This window comes from Arthrobacter sp. 9E16 (assembly GCF_002929435.1).
In the GTDB taxonomy this organism is placed as follows: domain Bacteria; phylum Actinomycetota; class Actinomycetes; order Actinomycetales; family Micrococcaceae; genus Arthrobacter_B; species Arthrobacter_B sunyaminii.
In genome coordinates this window covers 931,432-948,923 of sequence record NZ_PJIU01000002.1, presented here as the reverse complement: position 1 = coordinate 948,923, position 17,492 = coordinate 931,432, and the positions used below count along the sequence as shown (strand labels likewise).

The 17,492-nt window shown below is 64.3% G+C and carries 18 protein-coding genes, 7 tRNA genes and 1 riboswitch; of the genes, 13 read left to right on the top strand and 12 right to left on the bottom strand.

Features of this window, described 5'->3' with window-relative positions:
* Position 1: 1 nt before the first annotated feature.
* The 3 genes from ybaK to CXR00_RS11165 form a co-directional block, all read right to left on the bottom strand.
* Positions 2 to 547 (bottom strand): Cys-tRNA(Pro) deacylase, encoded by a 546-nt coding sequence (ybaK, locus tag CXR00_RS11175; RefSeq protein WP_104054547.1) that lies wholly within the window; start codon positions 545 to 547, stop codon positions 2 to 4.
* Between the two features lie 56 nt (positions 548 to 603).
* A complete protein-coding gene (locus CXR00_RS11170) occupies positions 604 to 1,068 on the bottom strand; it encodes a SufE family protein (protein WP_104054546.1) in 465 nt (154 codons plus the stop codon).
* Between the two features lie 73 nt (positions 1,069 to 1,141).
* A complete protein-coding gene (locus tag CXR00_RS11165) occupies positions 1,142 to 2,041 on the bottom strand; it encodes a sulfurtransferase (RefSeq protein ID WP_104054545.1) in 900 nt (299 codons plus the stop codon).
* A 280-nt stretch (positions 2,042 to 2,321) separates the two neighbouring features.
* Here CXR00_RS11165 and zapE point away from each other — a divergent pair, with 280 nt between their 5' ends.
* Positions 2,322 to 3,359, top strand: coding sequence for a cell division protein ZapE (zapE, locus tag CXR00_RS11160; RefSeq protein ID WP_104054544.1), 1,038 nt, complete (start codon positions 2,322 to 2,324; stop codon positions 3,357 to 3,359).
* A gap of 168 nt (positions 3,360 to 3,527) precedes the next feature.
* On the opposite strand, the gene CXR00_RS11155 is transcribed toward zapE, so the two are convergent.
* From CXR00_RS11155 to CXR00_RS11120, 8 genes are all read right to left on the bottom strand, one after another.
* Positions 3,528 to 3,785: an antitoxin gene (locus CXR00_RS11155; protein WP_104054543.1), complete on the bottom strand. Its 258-nt coding sequence runs from the start codon at positions 3,783 to 3,785 to the stop codon at positions 3,528 to 3,530.
* A gap of 111 nt (positions 3,786 to 3,896) precedes the next feature.
* Positions 3,897 to 5,462, bottom strand: a complete 1,566-nt coding sequence (locus CXR00_RS11150; RefSeq protein ID WP_104054542.1) for an HNH endonuclease signature motif containing protein — start codon at positions 5,460 to 5,462, stop codon at positions 3,897 to 3,899.
* 336 nt (positions 5,463 to 5,798) lie between these two features.
* Positions 5,799 to 5,872: transfer RNA gene (locus CXR00_RS11145), tRNA-Gly, on the bottom strand.
* Between the two features lie 25 nt (positions 5,873 to 5,897).
* Positions 5,898 to 5,969, bottom strand: a tRNA-Val gene (locus CXR00_RS11140).
* Positions 5,970 to 6,013: 44 nt separating this feature from the next.
* Positions 6,014 to 6,087 (bottom strand) — tRNA-Gly (locus CXR00_RS11135).
* Between the two features lie 36 nt (positions 6,088 to 6,123).
* Positions 6,124 to 6,195 (bottom strand) — tRNA-Val (locus CXR00_RS11130).
* A gap of 23 nt (positions 6,196 to 6,218) precedes the next feature.
* A tRNA-Cys gene (locus CXR00_RS11125) sits at positions 6,219 to 6,292 on the bottom strand.
* Positions 6,293 to 6,354: 62 nt separating this feature from the next.
* Positions 6,355 to 6,428: transfer RNA gene (locus tag CXR00_RS11120), tRNA-Gly, on the bottom strand.
* 598 nt (positions 6,429 to 7,026) lie between these two features.
* Between CXR00_RS11120 and CXR00_RS11115 the strand changes: the two genes are divergently transcribed.
* The 12 genes from CXR00_RS11115 (at position 7,027) to ribH (ending at position 16,856) form a co-directional block, all read left to right on the top strand.
* Positions 7,027 to 7,101, top strand: a tRNA-Val gene (locus CXR00_RS11115).
* A 178-nt stretch (positions 7,102 to 7,279) separates the two neighbouring features.
* The gene (locus CXR00_RS11110; RefSeq protein ID WP_104054541.1) at positions 7,280 to 8,161 is read left to right on the top strand and encodes a cytochrome; all 882 of its coding nucleotides are present in this window, start codon (positions 7,280 to 7,282) and stop codon (positions 8,159 to 8,161) included.
* A gap of 186 nt (positions 8,162 to 8,347) precedes the next feature.
* Positions 8,348 to 8,929: a peptide deformylase gene (gene def / locus CXR00_RS11105; protein WP_104054540.1), complete on the top strand. Its 582-nt coding sequence runs from the start codon at positions 8,348 to 8,350 to the stop codon at positions 8,927 to 8,929.
* A 12-nt stretch (positions 8,930 to 8,941) separates the two neighbouring features.
* Positions 8,942 to 9,871, top strand: coding sequence for a methionyl-tRNA formyltransferase (fmt, locus tag CXR00_RS11100; protein WP_104054865.1), 930 nt, complete (start codon positions 8,942 to 8,944; stop codon positions 9,869 to 9,871).
* Positions 9,868 to 11,409, top strand: a complete 1,542-nt coding sequence (locus tag CXR00_RS11095) for an RsmB/NOP family class I SAM-dependent RNA methyltransferase (protein ID WP_104054539.1) — start codon at positions 9,868 to 9,870, stop codon at positions 11,407 to 11,409. Before fmt ends, CXR00_RS11095 begins: the two co-directional genes overlap by 4 nt.
* Positions 11,410 to 11,448: 39 nt before the next feature.
* Positions 11,449 to 12,114 (top strand): ribulose-phosphate 3-epimerase, encoded by a 666-nt coding sequence (rpe, locus tag CXR00_RS11090; protein ID WP_104054538.1) that lies wholly within the window; start codon positions 11,449 to 11,451, stop codon positions 12,112 to 12,114.
* Positions 12,115 to 12,222: 108 nt separating this feature from the next.
* Positions 12,223 to 12,368, top strand: a riboswitch (FMN riboswitch).
* A 103-nt stretch (positions 12,369 to 12,471) separates the two neighbouring features.
* Positions 12,472 to 13,158 (top strand): nicotinamide riboside transporter PnuC, encoded by a 687-nt coding sequence (pnuC, locus tag CXR00_RS11085; protein WP_104054537.1) that lies wholly within the window; start codon positions 12,472 to 12,474, stop codon positions 13,156 to 13,158.
* Positions 13,155 to 14,300, top strand: a complete 1,146-nt coding sequence (gene ribD, locus CXR00_RS11080; RefSeq protein ID WP_258060385.1) for a bifunctional diaminohydroxyphosphoribosylaminopyrimidine deaminase/5-amino-6-(5-phosphoribosylamino)uracil reductase RibD — start codon at positions 13,155 to 13,157, stop codon at positions 14,298 to 14,300. Before pnuC ends, ribD begins: the two co-directional genes overlap by 4 nt.
* A gap of 3 nt (positions 14,301 to 14,303) precedes the next feature.
* Positions 14,304 to 14,957: a riboflavin synthase gene (locus CXR00_RS11075; protein ID WP_104054536.1), complete on the top strand. Its 654-nt coding sequence runs from the start codon at positions 14,304 to 14,306 to the stop codon at positions 14,955 to 14,957.
* Positions 14,954 to 15,634, top strand: a complete 681-nt coding sequence (gene ribB / locus CXR00_RS11070; RefSeq protein WP_104054535.1) for a 3,4-dihydroxy-2-butanone-4-phosphate synthase — start codon at positions 14,954 to 14,956, stop codon at positions 15,632 to 15,634. Before CXR00_RS11075 ends, ribB begins: the two co-directional genes overlap by 4 nt.
* Positions 15,634 to 16,302, top strand: coding sequence for a GTP cyclohydrolase II (gene ribA, locus CXR00_RS11065; RefSeq protein WP_104054534.1), 669 nt, complete (start codon positions 15,634 to 15,636; stop codon positions 16,300 to 16,302). Before ribB ends, ribA begins: the two co-directional genes overlap by 1 nt.
* Positions 16,303 to 16,373: 71 nt before the next feature.
* Entirely contained in the window at positions 16,374 to 16,856 is a 483-nt protein-coding gene (ribH, locus tag CXR00_RS11060) for a 6,7-dimethyl-8-ribityllumazine synthase (RefSeq protein ID WP_104054533.1), read from the top strand.
* A gap of 58 nt (positions 16,857 to 16,914) precedes the next feature.
* Here the strand turns inward: ribH and CXR00_RS11055 are convergent, their stop codons facing one another.
* The gene (locus CXR00_RS11055) at positions 16,915 to 17,373 is read right to left on the bottom strand and encodes a universal stress protein (protein WP_104054532.1); all 459 of its coding nucleotides are present in this window, start codon (positions 17,371 to 17,373) and stop codon (positions 16,915 to 16,917) included.
* Positions 17,374 to 17,492: the final 119 nt, after the last annotated feature.

Here is a 17,492-nt window from a genome sequence, read left to right as displayed (position 1 = left end):
CTTACGCCGGCGTAGCCGCTATGGGCGCCGTGAGGGCGGAGGTGAGCCGGATGAGGTCAAAGGGCGAGAGCCCGATCTGCAGTCCACGCCGTCCGCCGGAAACATAAACGGTGTCCAGCAGTTCCACGCGGTTGTCGATTCCCGCTGGAGAGGGTCGTTTCTGCCCCAGCGGCGAAATTCCTCCCACCACGTAGCCGGTGCGCCTCTCCGCCTCGTGCCGGTCTGCCATTACGGCTTTGCGCGCACCCATCAGCGCGGCGAACTTCTTCAGGTCGAGGTTCTGGGCAACCGGAACCATGGCAACGCCCAGCCGGCCGCCCAGATCCACCATCAGCGTTTTGTAAACGGCCTCCGGCGGCAGCTCCAGTTTCTCCGCTGCTTCCAAACCATAGGAGGGGGCTCCGTCGTCATGCTCATAGTGGCGGACCGTGTACGGAACTTTGGCTTCGTCCAGCAGCCGCGTGGCCGGCGTCGCGCCCTTGCCCGGATGATTGCCCGCGTGTTTATCCGGGTGCTTGCCCGAGTGCTTGTCCCGATTGCCTGCCATGTCTCCGGCCTTTCCTGTGCGAACCGCGCTGCTGGCGAGTGGTGCCGGCGGGCCGGCTACCCCTGGTTCAGTTTTTCGTGCTCGGCCAGACGGCGCTTGATACGTCCCAGCATGGCTGACATGCCGCGCATGCGCAGCGGTGTGATGGCGCGAGTGAGGCCAAGACGGTCAGGAACATCCGCCGGGACGGCCAGAATCTGCTGCGCGGGCAGACCATTCAGGCCCTCATAGAGCACACTGGCGAAGCCCCGGGTGGTGGGAGCCTCCGGCGGTGCCTTGAAGAACAGGGACACCAAATGGTCAGGGGAGTCGTCCACGTCAAGGCTGAGAAACACCGGCGACTGGCACTCGACAACCTGTTCCATCAGCTCCGGCCTGTCGGCGATTTCGGCGGGAAGCTCCGGGAGGCTGCGGGAGAATTCCAGCAGCAGCTCCAGCCGCTCAGCTTCCTCAAGGGCCTGGAAGTCGTCAACAATCTCAGCAAGCTGATCCGGGACGGCGGTTTCGGGGGTGACGCTCATGGGGTGTTAATCTCTCTGCGTTCTAAGGGGTGGGATCAGCGGGGTGAGGACGGATCAGCGGGGTGAGGACGGATCAGCGGGGAGCGCTGCCGGGCTCTTCGCCGCGGGCGATGGGGACGCGTACTGCGTTGCCCCACTCGGTCCAGGAACCGTCGTAGTTGCGGACGGAGTCGAATCCAAGCAGGTGCTTCAGCACAAACCACGTGTGGCTGGAACGCTCACCGATGCGGCAGTAGGCCACGACGTCATCGCCCTCCTTCAGCCCGGCACCTTCCTTGTAAAGCGCCTCCAGTTCTTCGCGCGTGCGGAAGGTTCCGTCTTCGGCGGCAGCCTTGCCCCACGGCACCGACTTTGCGGTGGGGATGTGGCCGCCCTTCATGGCACCCTCATCCATGTAATCGGGCATGTGGGTACGTTCGCCCGTGTATTCGGCGGGGGAGCGCACATCGATCAGCGGCCCTTTGCCCAGGTGGCCGACGACGTCGGGCAGGAAGGCACGGATCTTCTCGTCGTTGCGTTCCACCACCGGGTAATCCGTGGTGTCAACAACCACCTTGTCAGTGGTCATGGGGCGGCCTTCGGCAACCCACTTATCCCGGCCGCCGTCGAGCAGCCGGACATCCTCATGGCCAAAGAGGGTGAAGACCCACAGCGCGTAGGCGGCCCACCAGTTGCTCTTGTCCCCGTAAATCACCACGGTGGAGTCACGGGTGATGCCCTTGCGGGACATCAGCTTCGCGAACGCTTCGCCGTCGACGAAATCACGCGTATCGGCATCGTTGAGGTCGGTGTGCCAGTCGATTTTCCGTGCGCCCGGGATATGGCCCGTTTCATACAGCAGGATGTCCTCGTTGGATTCAAGGACCACCAAGCCGGCGGCGTCCAAGTTCTCGGCCAGCCACTGCGTGGAAACAAGGCGCTCGGGATGGGCATATTCGGAAAACTTGGAAGCGGTGTCAGGGGCAATCGACATGCGCGCGGCCTCTTTCGGATTAAATGATTGCTGCCGGACGCGAAAGCGGCGGCACGGGCTTACCTCTAGCCTAACGATATGGGCGGACGAAAACTTCCTGCAGCTGGACCGGCGTCTTGCCGGCCGCCGAAACAGGGGGTCTGTAACGGCCGAAGACGCCCTGTTGGCGTATCGTTGCAACGGCGGCATTTTGCCGGCGGCGGGCTTGGTACCACTGGCCGCATTACCGTGGGACCCAATATGACGGCTAATAACATCGGATGGACGGAAATTGCGCACAGTGGCACAAGTGGAGCACCTTGCAGAGCGGACTCCCCAGGTCTCGACCGACGAACTTCTGAAGGGTTTTTTCCCCTCGCCCCGGTTCGGTGAAGTTTCCTTCGACAGCTACCGTCCTGACCCCGCGCAGCCGTCACAGGCCAAGGCCGTCAGCGCCATGCGGGACTTCGCCGTCGCCGTCGACGTGCCCGAACCCACCGGCCTGCGCAAGCTCTTTGGTGCAAGAAAGCCTGACTCCAAGGCCGGTTTCTACCTCGACGGCGGTTTCGGTGTCGGCAAAACACACCTGCTGGCCTCACTGTGGCACGCCGTTGAGGGGCCAAAAGCTTTTGGAACCTTCGTGGAGTACACGAACCTGGTGGGGGCCCTCTCGTTCCGCAAAACCGTTGAAGCCCTGAGCGAGTACAAGCTCGTCTGCATCGATGAATTCGAACTCGATGATCCGGGGGACACGGTCCTGATGTCCCGCCTGATGCGGGAACTGGCCGACGCCGGCGTCAAGCTTGCCGCTACGTCCAACACCCTGCCCGGTTCTCTCGGTGAGGGGCGTTTCGCTGCGGTCGATTTCCAGCGTGAGATCCAGGTCCTTGCCGACCAGTTCGACGTCGTGCGCATTGACGGTGAAGACTACCGCCACCGCGGACTGCCCCAGTCTCCAGACCCCGTGAGTGAGGCTGACCTTAACGACCGGGTGGCTGAAGAGTTCAGCGGCAAAATTGTTGCCGACGACGAATTCGCCACCCTCATCAACCACCTCTCCACCGTCCACCCGAGCCGCTACCGTCAGCTCATCGACGGGGTGGACGCTGTTGCCTGGCACAACGTCACCACCATCACCGAGCAGTCCGTGGCCCTGCGTTTTGTGGTGCTGGCTGACCGGCTGTACGACAAGGATGTTCCGATCCTCGCCAGTGGTGTTCCGTTTGATCAGCTCTTCACCGAGGAAATGATGAACGGCGGATATATGAAGAAGTACTTCCGTGCGGTTTCGCGGCTTACGGCGCTGGCGCGCGAAGGGCAGACCGGAGAAGCTGCTTAGCTGCCGGCCTGAAGAATTCCTGCCTGAAGAATCCCTGCCGGCTGGAAGGACACCCGGCCGGCAGGAAAACTCCGGCCGCCGGGAGCCCGGAGACTGCTCCATAAAGACGAAGGACCTGGTCCCGCCGAAAGAGGCGGAGCCAGGTCCTTTTTTGTCGTGCTCTGAAGCTTATACGGCCGGAGGAGTCGGTCCGGGTTCGGTTCCCGTGGCGGGCCCCTGATTGCGGTCGACCTTGTCTACCGCTTCCGAGGCCTTGCTCTGGAAGCCGTCGATCTTGTCCGAGTACTTCCCGCCGGTCTTCTCGTCGACGAATTTCCCCGCGTGACCGATGCCGCCCTTGATCTTGTCGGCGTTTTCACCCACAAGCTCGGTAGCCTTGCCCTTCAGCTCTCCGGCCTTGCCCTTGAGCCCGTCAAATATAGACACGGACCACCTCCTTTCGCAGGGGAAACCATACGTTTCCCGTTCACCGTCAATGATAAGCCCGCTGACTATAAGGACCAAGGAGTGGGGCTTTCTGATTTTTTGGATTCTGTTTCATGCACTTGACCGTGGTGGCCGGAGCGGATGAAAGTAGGTGTTTCTGAGGGGAGCTTGATAGGGATCCACATAGGTGGGTGGCACGAACCCGGGGACACCGCGCCGGACCCCCACCCGCCATTTCTCCCGGTGGATGAGGTGGTGGTGGAACCCGCACAGCAGGACGCCGTTGTCCGTGCTCGTGGCTCCGCCATGAGAGTGATATTCGATGTGGTGTGCCTCGCACCATGGGGCAGGCGCGGTGCAGCCTGGGAAAGCACATCCGCGGTCTCTGGCAATCAGTGCCTTCCGAAGATGCGGCGGAAAGTAGCGGGCCGCGGCACCAACGTCCAGAACGCGGCCCTCACCGCTAAGGACTACGGGGATGATGTCCGCGTCGCAGGCGATGCGGCGTATCTGACGAGCCGGAACAGGTCCGGCGAACGCCAGCATTCCGTTTTCGGGAGTTCTATCCGGATTTTTCCCGGCGGCCTTGGAGCTTCCCGCCCCGGCGGCCGTCAAGCGGTCGCTTAGCTGGTCGTAGGCAATGACAGCCAAGACCTGCGGTTTGGATCCCCCGCTGGCGGGAAGCCTGCCGGACAACAGAGCCAACCGGCACGAGCTTACAAGTCCGTCCAGGCGCTTCTGCGGGTAGCTGCGGGGATCAGCCGGGACTGCACGTCGCTTGCCTTCCAGGTCCATGCAGGAGCCCTCAGCGGCCTTGGCGGCGTCGACTCGCGGATTGGCCTCCGGCGCCAGCGCTGTCATAAGGGTTTCAAATTGGTCCTCTGTGGCAAATATGTCTATTCGGTGCAGCCCGCGGTATCTCCGGCGGATAAACAATCCCTGCAACTCGGCTTTTTGCTGCTCGGACGGCTCTGTTCCGTCGGGATCGAGATGATTGATCCAGGCTTGGGCCACTACGTTGAGAACGTCCTGGTCCTGGCTGGCTGCCACGTCAGTCAATGCTGCCTCCATGGCCGCACGATCCTCACGGGTTCCGCAGCCCTGTACGCGCTTCATAGCCATGCTGATCACTTGTGCAGCTTCGCCTGCCAACAGGCCCTGCCCGGCCCATTCGGCCACCACCGGTAACTCCGGCTCGAGGGTTTCCCCGGAAATGCTTGTTGAGGAAGTGAGCGAAGAACCCAGGCGAATGCGCCTCCAGGCTTCTCGCCGACTGATCCGAAGGCGGTGACGCAGGTACTCTGCCGTGTTCTTGAATTCCTGCTGGACTTGCCCGGACGGGAGGGCCCATGAATCAGTTGTGACGGATGATATCCGTGCGCGTTCGAGGGCAGCGGCGGCGACGATCTGAAGATGGTCGACAAGTCGTGACAGTGACTCAACGTCAGACGCGACGGTGACCAGTTCCGCTGATGACAGGAAGGGAATCCGTTCGTCGAGATCGCGGACAATACGCTGCGCAGCGGGAACCAGACTGCTCAGTGCCGGGATCGGCCGGCTTGCCTGGCCTGCCGAAAAGGAGGGGTGGGTCTCACCTGGGCCTGACCAGGTCTGTGCTTGGTCCTCCGGGGCAGCAGATGCAGCTCCTGTGGTGCGGTCTTTCAGATCCTCTTCCATAGACCAAGATTCTCAGTATCAGTCCGCACCTTCGAACACATATTCGAGTTTGTGGAAAAGAGGCGGCCACGGAGCGTCGATCGGCATCTGTGGAGGAGGATAGGGCCGTGGAAGGAGGGCGGGATCGCCAGGGGAGGGAACCGGATGAGCAGGACAGGGGGAGTAACCAGGACGGCCGGAAAGCTGCGGTCGCATCCCGAGCCAGGGCCGTCGTCGTGCCGACTGTACAAATCCGCTGCCGCCATCAAGGGGGAAACCCAACAGCTTAAACGCAGAAGGAGCAGACCAATTCAATGGCCTGCTCCTTCAAACACCGCTCCGTAGAGCAACTGTGCGAGCGGACGACGGGATTCGAACCCGCGACATCCACCTTGGCAAGGTGGTGCTCTAGCCAGCTGAGCTACGTCCGCAAATCAAGACAACCGAAGTTGTCCGTGCGCGATACTGGGATCGAACCAGTGACCTCTTCCGTGTCAGGGAAGCGCGCTACCGCTGCGCCAATCGCGCTTGAAGCACCAAATCTCCCAAAGAAGATTCGATGCAGTCAAGAGAGCGGACGACGGGATTCGAACCCGCGACATCCACCTTGGCAAGGTGGTGCTCTAGCCAGCTGAGCTACGTCCGCAAAAACACAGTTGTGCGCCAAAACGCCAAACTGTAGTGCGCGATACTGGGATCGAACCAGTGACCTCTTCCGTGTCAGGGAAGCGCGCTACCGCTGCGCCAATCGCGCCCAAAGGGCTTGCAAGTCCTCTGTGGAGGTGGGGACGGGATTCGAACCCGCGTATACGGCTTTGCAGGCCGCTGCCTCGCCTCTCGGCCACCCCACCGTGACCGCTGCGTAAGCATAGGCCGACCAGTTAGAATCAACCGGTTTGTACAGGGACTTGCGAGCGGACGACGGGATTCGAACCCGCGACATCCACCTTGGCAAGGTGGTGCTCTAGCCAGCTGAGCTACGTCCGCATGCTGTAAAAGTGGGAGTATTAGACCTCGAATCGCTTTCGCTTTTCGCGGCGAACTCCCGCTTTCCAACGAAGAAAAACTCTATAGGACTATTTGGAGTTCGTCCAATCGGGCCGGTTTTATGTGGTTGCAGCGCCCGGATCCGATTCACGGCGTTATCGCAGGTGGGGGCTATGGGTGGATGGTGTGTGGCCATCGAATGCTCCGGCAGAGACTGGCGTTAGCGGGTGAGTAGGGGGGGGGGGGGGCGGCCTGCCCCCGTACGGCAGTACGACGACGGCGCTTTTCGGGCGTCATCATCGGTACCGGCGGATGTCCGAAGCTACGGAACGCCGGCCCGCAGTGTGCGGGACGAAGATCTCCGCGGGTACGTGACGCAGATCTGTGTGGACTAAGGTCGCCTGGGCCAGGGCGGCCGCCGGTGCCCTCGCATTGGGGGATCCCGGGGGAGGGTACACGTTCTGCGCCGGGGGAACGGAGTAACCTTGCCCGCATCAAGCGCCGTCGTTGTCTGGCCACCGAGTGCCGGTTTGGCGCCAGCTCCGATCTGGGCTAGCATCTTTAGACGTTGCGGTTGTGAAAACAACACGCGGCTTGGGGGCGATTGGCGCAGTGGTAGCGCGCTTCGTTCACACCGAAGAGGTCACTGGTTCGAACCCAGTATCGCCCACCAAATAACAATGGAGGTCCCCAGGGGCCTCCATTGTTGTATGTGGACGCGTTGTATGCGGACGCTTTATGGCCGGGGGGCAGTGGGTCGGACGTCGCTCTGAATCCGGACCCGGAGTGCGGTTCCTGCTCCTGCGGAGGGTCCCGCAAACTCTGTCAGTGCGAGATGGCAAACTGAAGATATGACTGAACCAGCTCTGGCACATTCAACAGAATTCGGGCGGATGTACTCCCGGTCCCTCTCCGAACCGCCTACGGTACCGTCCATCACTACCGTGATCGCGCAGGGTTCCACCTCGCTGGACGGCTGGCACAGCCACATGGCTGCCACTGCTGTAGTGAAGGATCCCAAGCTCCCCGCAAGCCTCGGCAACCCCGGCGCGCTGCGCTCCCTCGTCAAGGAGGCCTCGCGAGCTTCGGAGCGTTACCGGGACCAGGCGGCTGAACGCGGAACGCGCGTGCACTATTACTGTGAGCAGGTTTCCCTGCGCGCCCTGGACCTTCCCCATGAGCTCGAAGCGGCACGCACGGCGCTGCTGGAACACGGCGAGCATCAGTTCGCCGACCGTTTCGATGAGTGGTGGGACCTGTACCAGGTGGAGCCGCTGGCACCGGAAATCACCGTCTGGAATGACGAACTCGGCTACGCGGGCACCCTTGATCTGGTGGCGCGCATCAACGGCCGGCTCTGCCTCATTGACTACAAGACGAAGAACACGGACCGCGACGGACAGGTCAAACCGCTGGATGACAAGGTTGTCATGCAGCTGGTGGCCGGCATGAAGGCGAAGGAATCCCTGGTGGACGCGGGCAAGGGCGTCTGGGAGCCGTGGGCCTACGGCGAGGATCCGCTGTTGCTCGGTGTCGCCGTCGGGCAAACTGAAGTGCGGCCCATGCGCGCCAACCCCGCTGTCCTTCCGCAGCACTGGTTCAAGTTCTGTGCGCTGCGCCGGCTTTGGCAAACCTCGTACGACGTCGCGGGCGCGGGCCGCGCGCTCCTGCCGATTGCGCCGCCGCCGGTCGGGGCACACGCGGTCCGGTCTCCCCAAACTTCGTCCACCTAAGCGAGCGGGGCAGGGGTATAGCCAAGGGGTGCAGCACCTCAGCAGACACACACCGGGTACCCATTGTGCCTTCGTGCCCCCGCGCCTGGTTGCGCGGGGGAGCCGCAACGCGCCCGGCGCAACTAGACTGGTTCCGGGCAACAATCAGTTAGCAGATGCGCAGTAACAGTAAGGAACGAAACCTAGATGGCAATCCTGAACATCCGGATTATCGGCGACCCCGTCCTGAGGACCCGCGCTGAGGAGGTCACGGACTTCGGACCGGAGCTGGCCAAGCTCGTCGCCGACATGGAAGAAACCATGAAGGATGTTGACGGCGCCGGCCTTGCCGCGCCCCAGGTGGGTGTCAGCCTCCGGGTGTTCACCTACCGGATTGACGGCCAGTCCGGGCACGTTGTCAATCCCGTCCTGGAGCTGAGCGATGACCGCCAGGAAGACCAGATGGAGGGCTGCCTCTCCATTCCCGGACTGGGCTATCCCGTTTCGCGCAGCCGCTGGACCCGCGTCACCGGTGTGGACAAGGACGGCAATCCCGTGACGCTCGAAGGCGAGGGCATGCTCGCCCGCGCTTTCCAGCATGAAACCGACCATTTGGACGGCGTGCTCTACATTGACCGGCTCGAAGGCGAAAACCGCAAGAAGGCACTTCGCGCCATCCGCCAGGCAGACTATGACGCCATTGCCGGACGCACGACGGCGGAGCGCGCCCAGACAGTCGGTTCGGCCTTCGGCGCCGGAGCATCCTTCGGCAACGGCGGACAGGCCTAGCAGCCCGTGACCATGCGCGTACTTTTTGCCGGAACTCCCGCCGTCGCCGTCCCCTCCCTGAACGCCCTGCTGGAAGCCGGCTTCGACGTCGTTGCCGTGCTCACCCGCCCCGACGCACCGCTGGGGCGCAAACGCACCCTCACGCCGTCGCCTGTTGCTGCCCGGGCCGAGGAACTGGGCCTGCCGGTGATCCGGGCGGCCAAGATCGACGACGACGCCGTGGCCGCCATCCGCGCCGCCAATCCGGATGTTGCCGCCATCGTTGCCTACGGCGGACTCATTCCCGAACGTGCACTGACCATCCCCGAACACGGCTGGATCAATCTGCACTTTTCCCTGCTTCCCGCCTGGCGCGGCGCCGCCCCCGTGCAGCACGCCGTCATCAACGGCGACGATGTCACCGGGGCTTCGACGTTCCTGCTGGAAAAGGGGCTGGATACCGGCCCCGTGTACGGGCAGCTGACCGAAACCCTGTCACCGGAGGACACCAGCGGCGCGCTGCTGGAACGGCTCTCGCACAGTGGCGCCGTGCTGCTCGCACAGACGCTCAGTGCTATCGAAACCGGCGCGGCACACGCCGTACCGCAGTCCGGTGACGTCACGCTCGCACCCAAGCTCACGATCGACGACGCACGGATTGACTGGCAGCAGCCTGCACTGGCGATCCGCCGCCGGATCAACGGCGTCACGCCGGAACCGGGAGCATGGACCACCTGGGACGGAGCGCGATTCAAGATCGGCTCCGCCGTGCTGCGCCCTGACATTACCGATCTGGCCCCCGGCCAGGTCCGCTTCACCGGCGGTGCGCAGGCTGCGGCCGTCGTCGGCACCGGTTCATCCGGGCTGGAACTGGCGCAGGTGCAGCCCGCCGGCAAGAAAATGATGCCGGGGGCCGACTGGGCCCGCGGCCTGGCCAACCGTGAGGACGTGGTCTTCGAATGACCCCCCAAAACAGCACTCCGCAGAACAACACGCCCTCTGCCCGTTCAGCCCAGGGCAACAAGGCACGCAACGAAAAGGGACACGAACGCAGCCGTCCCGCCGTGCGCAGCTATACCAAGCAGGCGCCTGGCCAGCGCACGCGTGCCGCGGATCCGGCCCGGCTGGTCGCCTTCGAGGTGCTCCGCGCCGTGTCCGAGGATGACGCCTATGCCAACCTCGTACTGCCCAAGAGCATCCGCAAGCACCACCTGGACAAGCGGGACGCCGGGTTCGCCACTGAACTTGCCTGCGGCGCCCTGCGCGGGCAGGGAACCTATGACGCGATCCTGGCCAAGTGCGTGGACCGCCCGCTGGAGCGGCTGGACCCTGCCGTTCTGGACGCCCTGCGGATTGGCGCCCATCAGCTGCTGGCGATGCGCGTTCCGGCGCACGCGGCACTGGACCAGACGGTGGGCCTCGCCCGCGCGGTCATTGGTGCCGGCCCGTCAGCACTCATCAACGCCGTGCTGCGCAAGGTTGCAGCACGCGACCTGGACTCCTGGCTCGAGGAACTGACCCGCGGCGAAACTGACCCGACCAAGCGCGCTGCCATTGAACACAGCCATCCGGAATGGATTGTCCGCGCCCTGCGCCAGTCCCTGGTGGCCCACGGCCGCAGCGTCGAGGAAATCACCGACCTGCTGCAGGCGGACAACGACGCCCCGGTGGTGAACCTCGTGGCTCTGCCCGGCCTGGGCACGTTGGATGAGGCACGCGAGGCCGGAGCCGTGGACGGCGAGCTGGTTGCCGACTCGGCCCTGTACTCGGCCGGCGATGTCGGCCGCCTGGAATCCGTCCGAGCCGGAACCACGCGCGTCCAGGACGCCGGATCCCAGCTCGTGGCACGTGCCCTGGCGGCAGTGGACATTGGCGACCGAACCGCCGACGGCAGCCGCGACGGCGAGCAGTGGCTGGACCTTTGCGCCGGCCCCGGCGGCAAGGCAGCTTTGCTGGCCGCCCTGGCCAACGAGAAGGGTGCCATCCTGCTGGCCAACGAACCGGCAGCCCACCGCGCCAAGCTGGTCCGCCAGGCACTGGAAGCAGTTCCGGGCGAGGTCTGGGACGTACGCACCGGGGACGGACGCAGCATTGCCGAGCAGTATCCGGATACCTTTGACCGCATCCTGGTGGACGCCCCGTGCACCGGGCTGGGTGCCCTGCGCCGCCGGCCGGAATCCCGCTGGCGCCGCAAGCCCACCGACGTGGGGGAGCTTGGCGCGCTGCAGCGCGAACTGCTCACCGCAGCGGTCGATGCCGTCAAGCCCGGCGGGGTGGTGGGCTACGTGACCTGCTCGCCGCACCCGGCCGAGACCACCGCCGTCGTCGCCGATGTGCTGCGCCTGCGCAATGACCTCGAACTGCTCGACGCCGGGGCGGCGCTGGACAGTGCCAGCCTCACCGGAAACCTGGAGGCCGGTCACGAGCTCACCGCGCAGCTGTGGCCGCACATCCACCAGACCGATGCGATGTTCCTGGCCCTGATCCGCCGCAAGGTCTAACCTGACTGTCCGCAAGTCTGACCGTTCACTAGGAGAACCATGAGCAAGTGCTGCATCAACCCGAGCATCCTCTCGGCCGACTTCGTCAACCTCCAGGCCGAGCTGGAGCGGATCAGCACCGCCGACGCCGTCCACGTGGACGTCATGGACAACCATTTTGTGCCGAACCTGACCATCGGACTGCCGGTGGTGCAGCGCATCCAGGAAGTCAGCGCGCTGCCCCTGGACGCGCACCTGATGATTTCCGACGCCGACCGCTGGGCTCCGCTGTACGCGGAACTGGGACTGGCATCGGTCACGTTCCATGTGGAAGCTTCCGACGCGCCGATCAAGCTGGCGCGGGACCTTCGTGACCGCGGTGCAAAGGCAGGCATGGCGCTGCGCCCGGCTACCCCGGTGGAACCGTACCTGGACATGCTCTCCGAGCTGGACATGCTGCTGATCATGACCGTGGAGCCGGGCTTTGGCGGCCAGAAGTTCCTGGACGTTACGCTGCCGAAGATCCGCCGCGCCGCTGAGGCCGTCCGCGGCTCGAACCTGCCGCTGGCCATCCAGGTGGACGGAGGTATTTCCGCTGATACCATCGAGCGCGCTGCGGAAGCCGGCGCGAACGTGTTTGTGGCGGGCTCAGCGGTTTACGGTGCTGGAGATCCGAACGAGGCCATCAGCAAGCTGCGCCACGCCGCCGAGGCTGCAGCACGCTGACGGTTCGGGACGCGGTCGGCGTCCCACACATAGTGTGACGAATATTACTTGAACCTTCATCTAAAAGTGACGCACAGCTGATTAAGTTGTGTAAGAATGTGTTTAACAATCGTGCTCCGGGGTCGGTGTAATTCCGAACCGGCGGTTATAGTCCGCGACCCGCACTGCAGCTCCCGAACATCGGGAAAAGCGGTGCGGTTGAACTGGTGAAATTCCAGTACCGACAGTTAAAGTCTGGATGGGAGAAGCACGTGCAGTTTGTTGAACCGACGGTTAACGTCCCCTCAAGCGGGGACCCAGCTGTCGATGCACCGTACTGTCGTACCCCCGGAGCCGCCGCTCACGGATAGGAACGACATGGATTTTTTGCGGTGGCTCTTTGACGCTCAGGTACCGGTGGGATCTTCATCCCTGCTGGTACGCGAGGTCGTAGGCAATATTTTCGGGCTCCTCAGCGCCCTGGGCGGCATGCGCCGCAAAGTCTGGGCCTGGCCGGTGGGCATCATCGGCAACGCTCTTCTGCTCACCGTCTTCCTCGGCTCGCTGTTCGGCGACGCCGACTCAGCCACCCTCCTTGGCCAGGCGGGACGGCAGATCATGTTTATCGCCGTATCCGTCTACGGCTGGCGCCGCTGGCAGCAGAGTAAGAACGGCGGCGGCACCGCAGTCACGCCCCAATGGGCATCCGGCACCGAACGCCTTGGCCTGGTGGCAGCCCTTCTGATCGGAACCGTTGCCCTGACCCCGGTCTTCGCCCGCCTTGGCTCCTATGAGCCGGTGTGGGCCGATGCCTGGACCTTTGTGGGATCCCTCCTCGCCACGTACGGCATGGCCAAGGGGTGGGTGGAGTTCTGGCTGATCTGGGTGGCCGTGGACATTGTGGGCGTGCCTCTGCTGTTCAGTGCCGGTTACTACGCGACGGCGTTCATGTACGTCTTCTACGGCATCTTTACCCTGATCGGGTTCTTTGTCTGGGCCAAAGCCAAGAAGGATGAAAAGCCCGAGGTGGAGACGGTGATGCCTGACCCCAGGGTGGTGCGGTGACCGGCCTGCACGGCGAAACTGCGGCTGACGGCGGTGCTGCCGAACGCAACGTTGCCGAACGCAGCGCCGAAGAACGCAACGCCATGGACCTCGCGCTGGACCTGGCGCGAAAGGGCGTCCGCGGTGCGAACCCCCTGGTGGGCGCAGTGATCCTGGACTCCGCGGGGGCGGTTCTAAGCAGCGGCTTCCACCGCGGCGCCGGAACCGCCCACGCGGAAGCCGATGCCCTCGCCAACGCCGCCGCCAGCGGAGCAGACGTCACCGGGGCAACCATGGTGGTGACTCTTGAGCCGTGCAACCACACCGGACGGACCGGGCCCTGTTCCCAGGCAATCATCAATGCCGGCATCTCGCGGGTCATCTATGCCGCTGCCGATTCAACTGCTGACGCAGCCGGGGGAGCTGCAGCGCTGGCTGCCGCAGGAGTGAGCGTTGACGGTGGCCTCATGGCAGCCGAATCAACGGATCTCAATCACCGCTGGATCCGTGCCGCGCAGGAAAAACGGCCCTTCGTGACGGTCAAATCCGCGCAGAGCCTGGACGGCCGAACCGCAGCCGAAGACGGCACCAGCCAGTGGATCACCGGAACTGCGGCCCGCACCGACGGGCATTCCATCCGCACCCGTGCGGACGCCGTCGTCGTCGGAACTGGCACCGTGCTGGTGGACAATCCGCAGCTGACCGCACGGAACGCCGCCGGCGAGGATGCAGTTCAGCAGCCGCTGCGGGTAGCCGCAGGGCACCAGCCAGTGCCGGATGATGCGGCCATCCGCGGAACAGACGGACGGTTCCTCCAGCTGTTTGAGCATGACCCGGCGGAAATCTGCCGGGAACTGTACGCACGGGGGGTCCGCCACCTCATGATCGAAGGCGGCGCCACGGTCGCCGGTGCCTTCCTGCGCGCCGGACTTGCGGACGAACTGGTCGCCTATATCGCGCCGGTTCTGCTGGGCGCCGGCACCCCGGCGTTCGCCAACCTCGGCGTGCATACCCTCTCTGATGCCTCCCGCTGGCGCTGGGACGAGACCGACGGCGGTGCCGCGCGGCTGGTGGGCGCTGACCTGCGGCTGCGGCTTGAGCCCGTGCCGGCCGGCACCCAGCCGGTTGACGTACCCGCCGGCACCCAACAACTGGAAGGATGACTCGTGTTTACCGGAATTGTGGCTGAACAGGGCAGCGTTGTATCCCTGGACCCGAACCTCAAGGATGACTCGGCTGTACTTGTCATCAGTGCCCCGGCCACCGGCGCCGGTCTGGAGCTGGGCGGATCCATCGCAGTGAACGGCGTCTGCCTCACGGCCACGGCCCTGGACGGAGACCGGATTTCGCTGGACGTCATGGGCGAAACCCTGGACCGGACCACCACGGGCAAACTCCGGCCGGGAACACGGGTCAACCTGGAACGCTGCGTTCCGGCCGGCGGACGGCTGGACGGCCACGTGGTGCAGGGCCATGTGGACGGCGTCGGTGAACTGCTGGAGCGGGAGAACCTCGGCAATTGGGACAGGCTGCGCTTTGGCGTGCCGGTACAGCTGGCCAGATACATCGCCGAGAAGGGGTCCATCGCCGTCGACGGCGTTTCACTCACGGTCACTGCGGTCAGCGGTGCCGAGGAGCCGCAGCAGTGGTTCGAGGTGGGCCTGATTCCGACCACTCTGGAAGCAACCGGCCTCGGGGCCTTGGAGTCGGGGTCGGCGGTGAATCTGGAAGTTGATGTGCTGGCCAAGTATGCAGAGCGGCTGCTTGCCTTCGCCAACCCGAAGAAACCGGCCCACGCTGCCGAAGGAGAAGAGCTATGAGCATCCGAGCCGGGGGCACTAGCGCTGATGTTCCGCACGAGATGATCCTGCTGGACAGTATTGACGCAGCGGTGGAGGCCATCGCCCTGGGACGTCCCGTCGTCGTCGTGGATGATGAGGACCGCGAGAATGAAGGCGACATCATCTTTGCCGCCCAGCATGCCACGCCCGAGCTGATGGGCTGGACGGTCCGTTACACGTCCGGGGTGATCTGCGTGCCGCTGCCCGGATCCTACGCGGACCGGCTGAATCTGCCGCCCATGACCACCGTCAACGAGGACACCAAGGGCACCGCCTACACAGTGTCCTGCGACGCCGCTGTTGGTGTGAGCACCGGTATCAGCGCTGCGGACCGGGCCACGACGTCCCGGGTACTGGCCAATCCGGGCGCGTCTGCCGCTGATCTGCATCGTCCCGGCCACGTTTTCCCGCTTAGGGCGCACGACGACGGCGTCCGCGGGCGCCGCGGACACACCGAGGCAGCTGTGGAGCTGGCGCGGCTGGCCAACTGCACACCCGTTGGTGTGATTGCCGAACTCGTCCACGACGAGGGATCCATGATGCGGCTGCCTGCACTGCGCGCGTTTGCCGATACGCACGATCTGCCGCTGATCTCCATCGACGATTTGGTGGCCTATCTGGAGCGTGCACACTCACCCAACGCGGAGGGAAACTGATGAGCGGACCTGTTCCCGGCGTCGTTCCCGGTCCCGAAGTTCATCTGCCGACTCCCTACGGCGATTTCATTGCCCAGGCCTGGACCGATCAGCGCACCGGGGCGGAGCACATGACTGTCTCCTCGCCGGGAACAGGCATCCAGCAGGACGCCGCCGGAGCCGGTTCCAACGGTGGTCCCGCGGCCCCGCTGGTGCGGCTGCATTCGGAGTGCCTCACCGGAGATGTTTTTGGCTCCTACCGCTGTGACTGCGGAGAGCAGCTGGAGCAGGCCCTGGAATTGATCAATCTGCACGGAGGCACCGTGATCTACCTGCGCGGCCACGAGGGGCGGGGGATAGGCCTGGCCAACAAGCTGCGGGCCTATGCCCTGCAGGAAGCCGGCGCTGACACGGTGGATGCCAACGAGCAGCTGGGACTTCCCGTGGATGGGCGCGACTATGAGTCCGCCGCGGATATCCTGCACTCGCTGGGACTGAACCGGATCCGGCTGCTGAGCAACAACCCGGCCAAACGCGACCGGCTGCAGCAGTACGGAATCACGGTCGCCGCCATGGTGCCTTCGGAAGTGCCGGTCCGGGCCGAAAATGAGCGCTACCTGCAGACCAAGCGGGACCGGATGGACCACCGGCTGACTCTGCTGCGCACCCAGCCGGTCCAGCAGGGCTAACTGCACCCGACCAAGACAAGACCTGCACCCTCAGAATTCACCACAAGAGCCCACTACCAGGAGAAAACACGATGAGCGGACACGGCGCACCGGACAATGACGTCAGCAGCATCAAGGCCAAGGGCCTGGATATCCGGGTGGCCATCGTGGCCGCCAGCTGGCACACCGAGATTATGGACGGCTTGATCAACGGCGCCCTGCGCGCCGTGGAGGATGCGGGCCTGTTGCCGAAGCTTATCCGGGTTCCGGGAAGCTTTGAACTGCCCGTTGCCGCGGCCCGGCTGGCACCGCACTTTGATGCCGTGGTCGCCCTCGGCGTCGTCATCCGCGGCGGAACACCGCACTTCGACTACGTCTGCTCCGCGGCAACCACCGGCCTGACCGACGTCAGCGTCCGCACCGGCACGCCGATCGGTTTCGGCGTGCTGACCTGCGATACGGAGCAGCAGGGCCTGGACCGGGCAGGTCTTCCCGGCTCCTCCGAAGACAAGGGCTACGAGGCGGTGGCTGCCGCGGTGAACACAGTGGCAGCCTTGCGCGGCGCCGGGGTCTGAGGGGCTTAAGGGCCGGTGGAAAGCCGGCAGTGGAGGCCTGCCCGCTATTCCAGGGATCTCAGGCGGCCTTCGGGCGGAAGATCAGCACCGGGCAATGCGCATGATTGACGACTTGATGCGAGACCGCTCCGAGATGCAGCCCTTCGAATCCGCCGTATCCGCGTGCGCCAACAACAATAAGATCCGCTTCCCTGGCGGCGTCGACTATCGCAGCAGCGGGTGAGTGGTTGTGAACAACGTGGCCCGTGGCGGCTGCGCCCTTGTCTGCTGCGAACTTCAGCGCTTCGGCATTCAGCTTGCCGGCATCTTCCTCGGGAGCAGGCGCAACGGCGATTCCACCCGCCGCAGTCTCCAACACCTCCGGATACCATGCCAACGGCGGCTTGCTCCAAGCCGTAATCAACTGGAGCCGGCCGTTGCGCAGACGGGCCTCGTCAGCGGCCCATTCCAAGGCCAGCCGAGAATCGGGGGATCCGTCAACGCCAACAACAATCGTGAACGAGCTGCTATCGGTCATTTGTCCCACACCTTTCGTCGGCCTTCACTGAGCATCGTAGACCGGCGTCTGCGCGGTGGTCAGGGTCCACGGGGCTTAGGCGGTTGCGGGACCGATAATCGCGTGCAGTAATGCTGCCG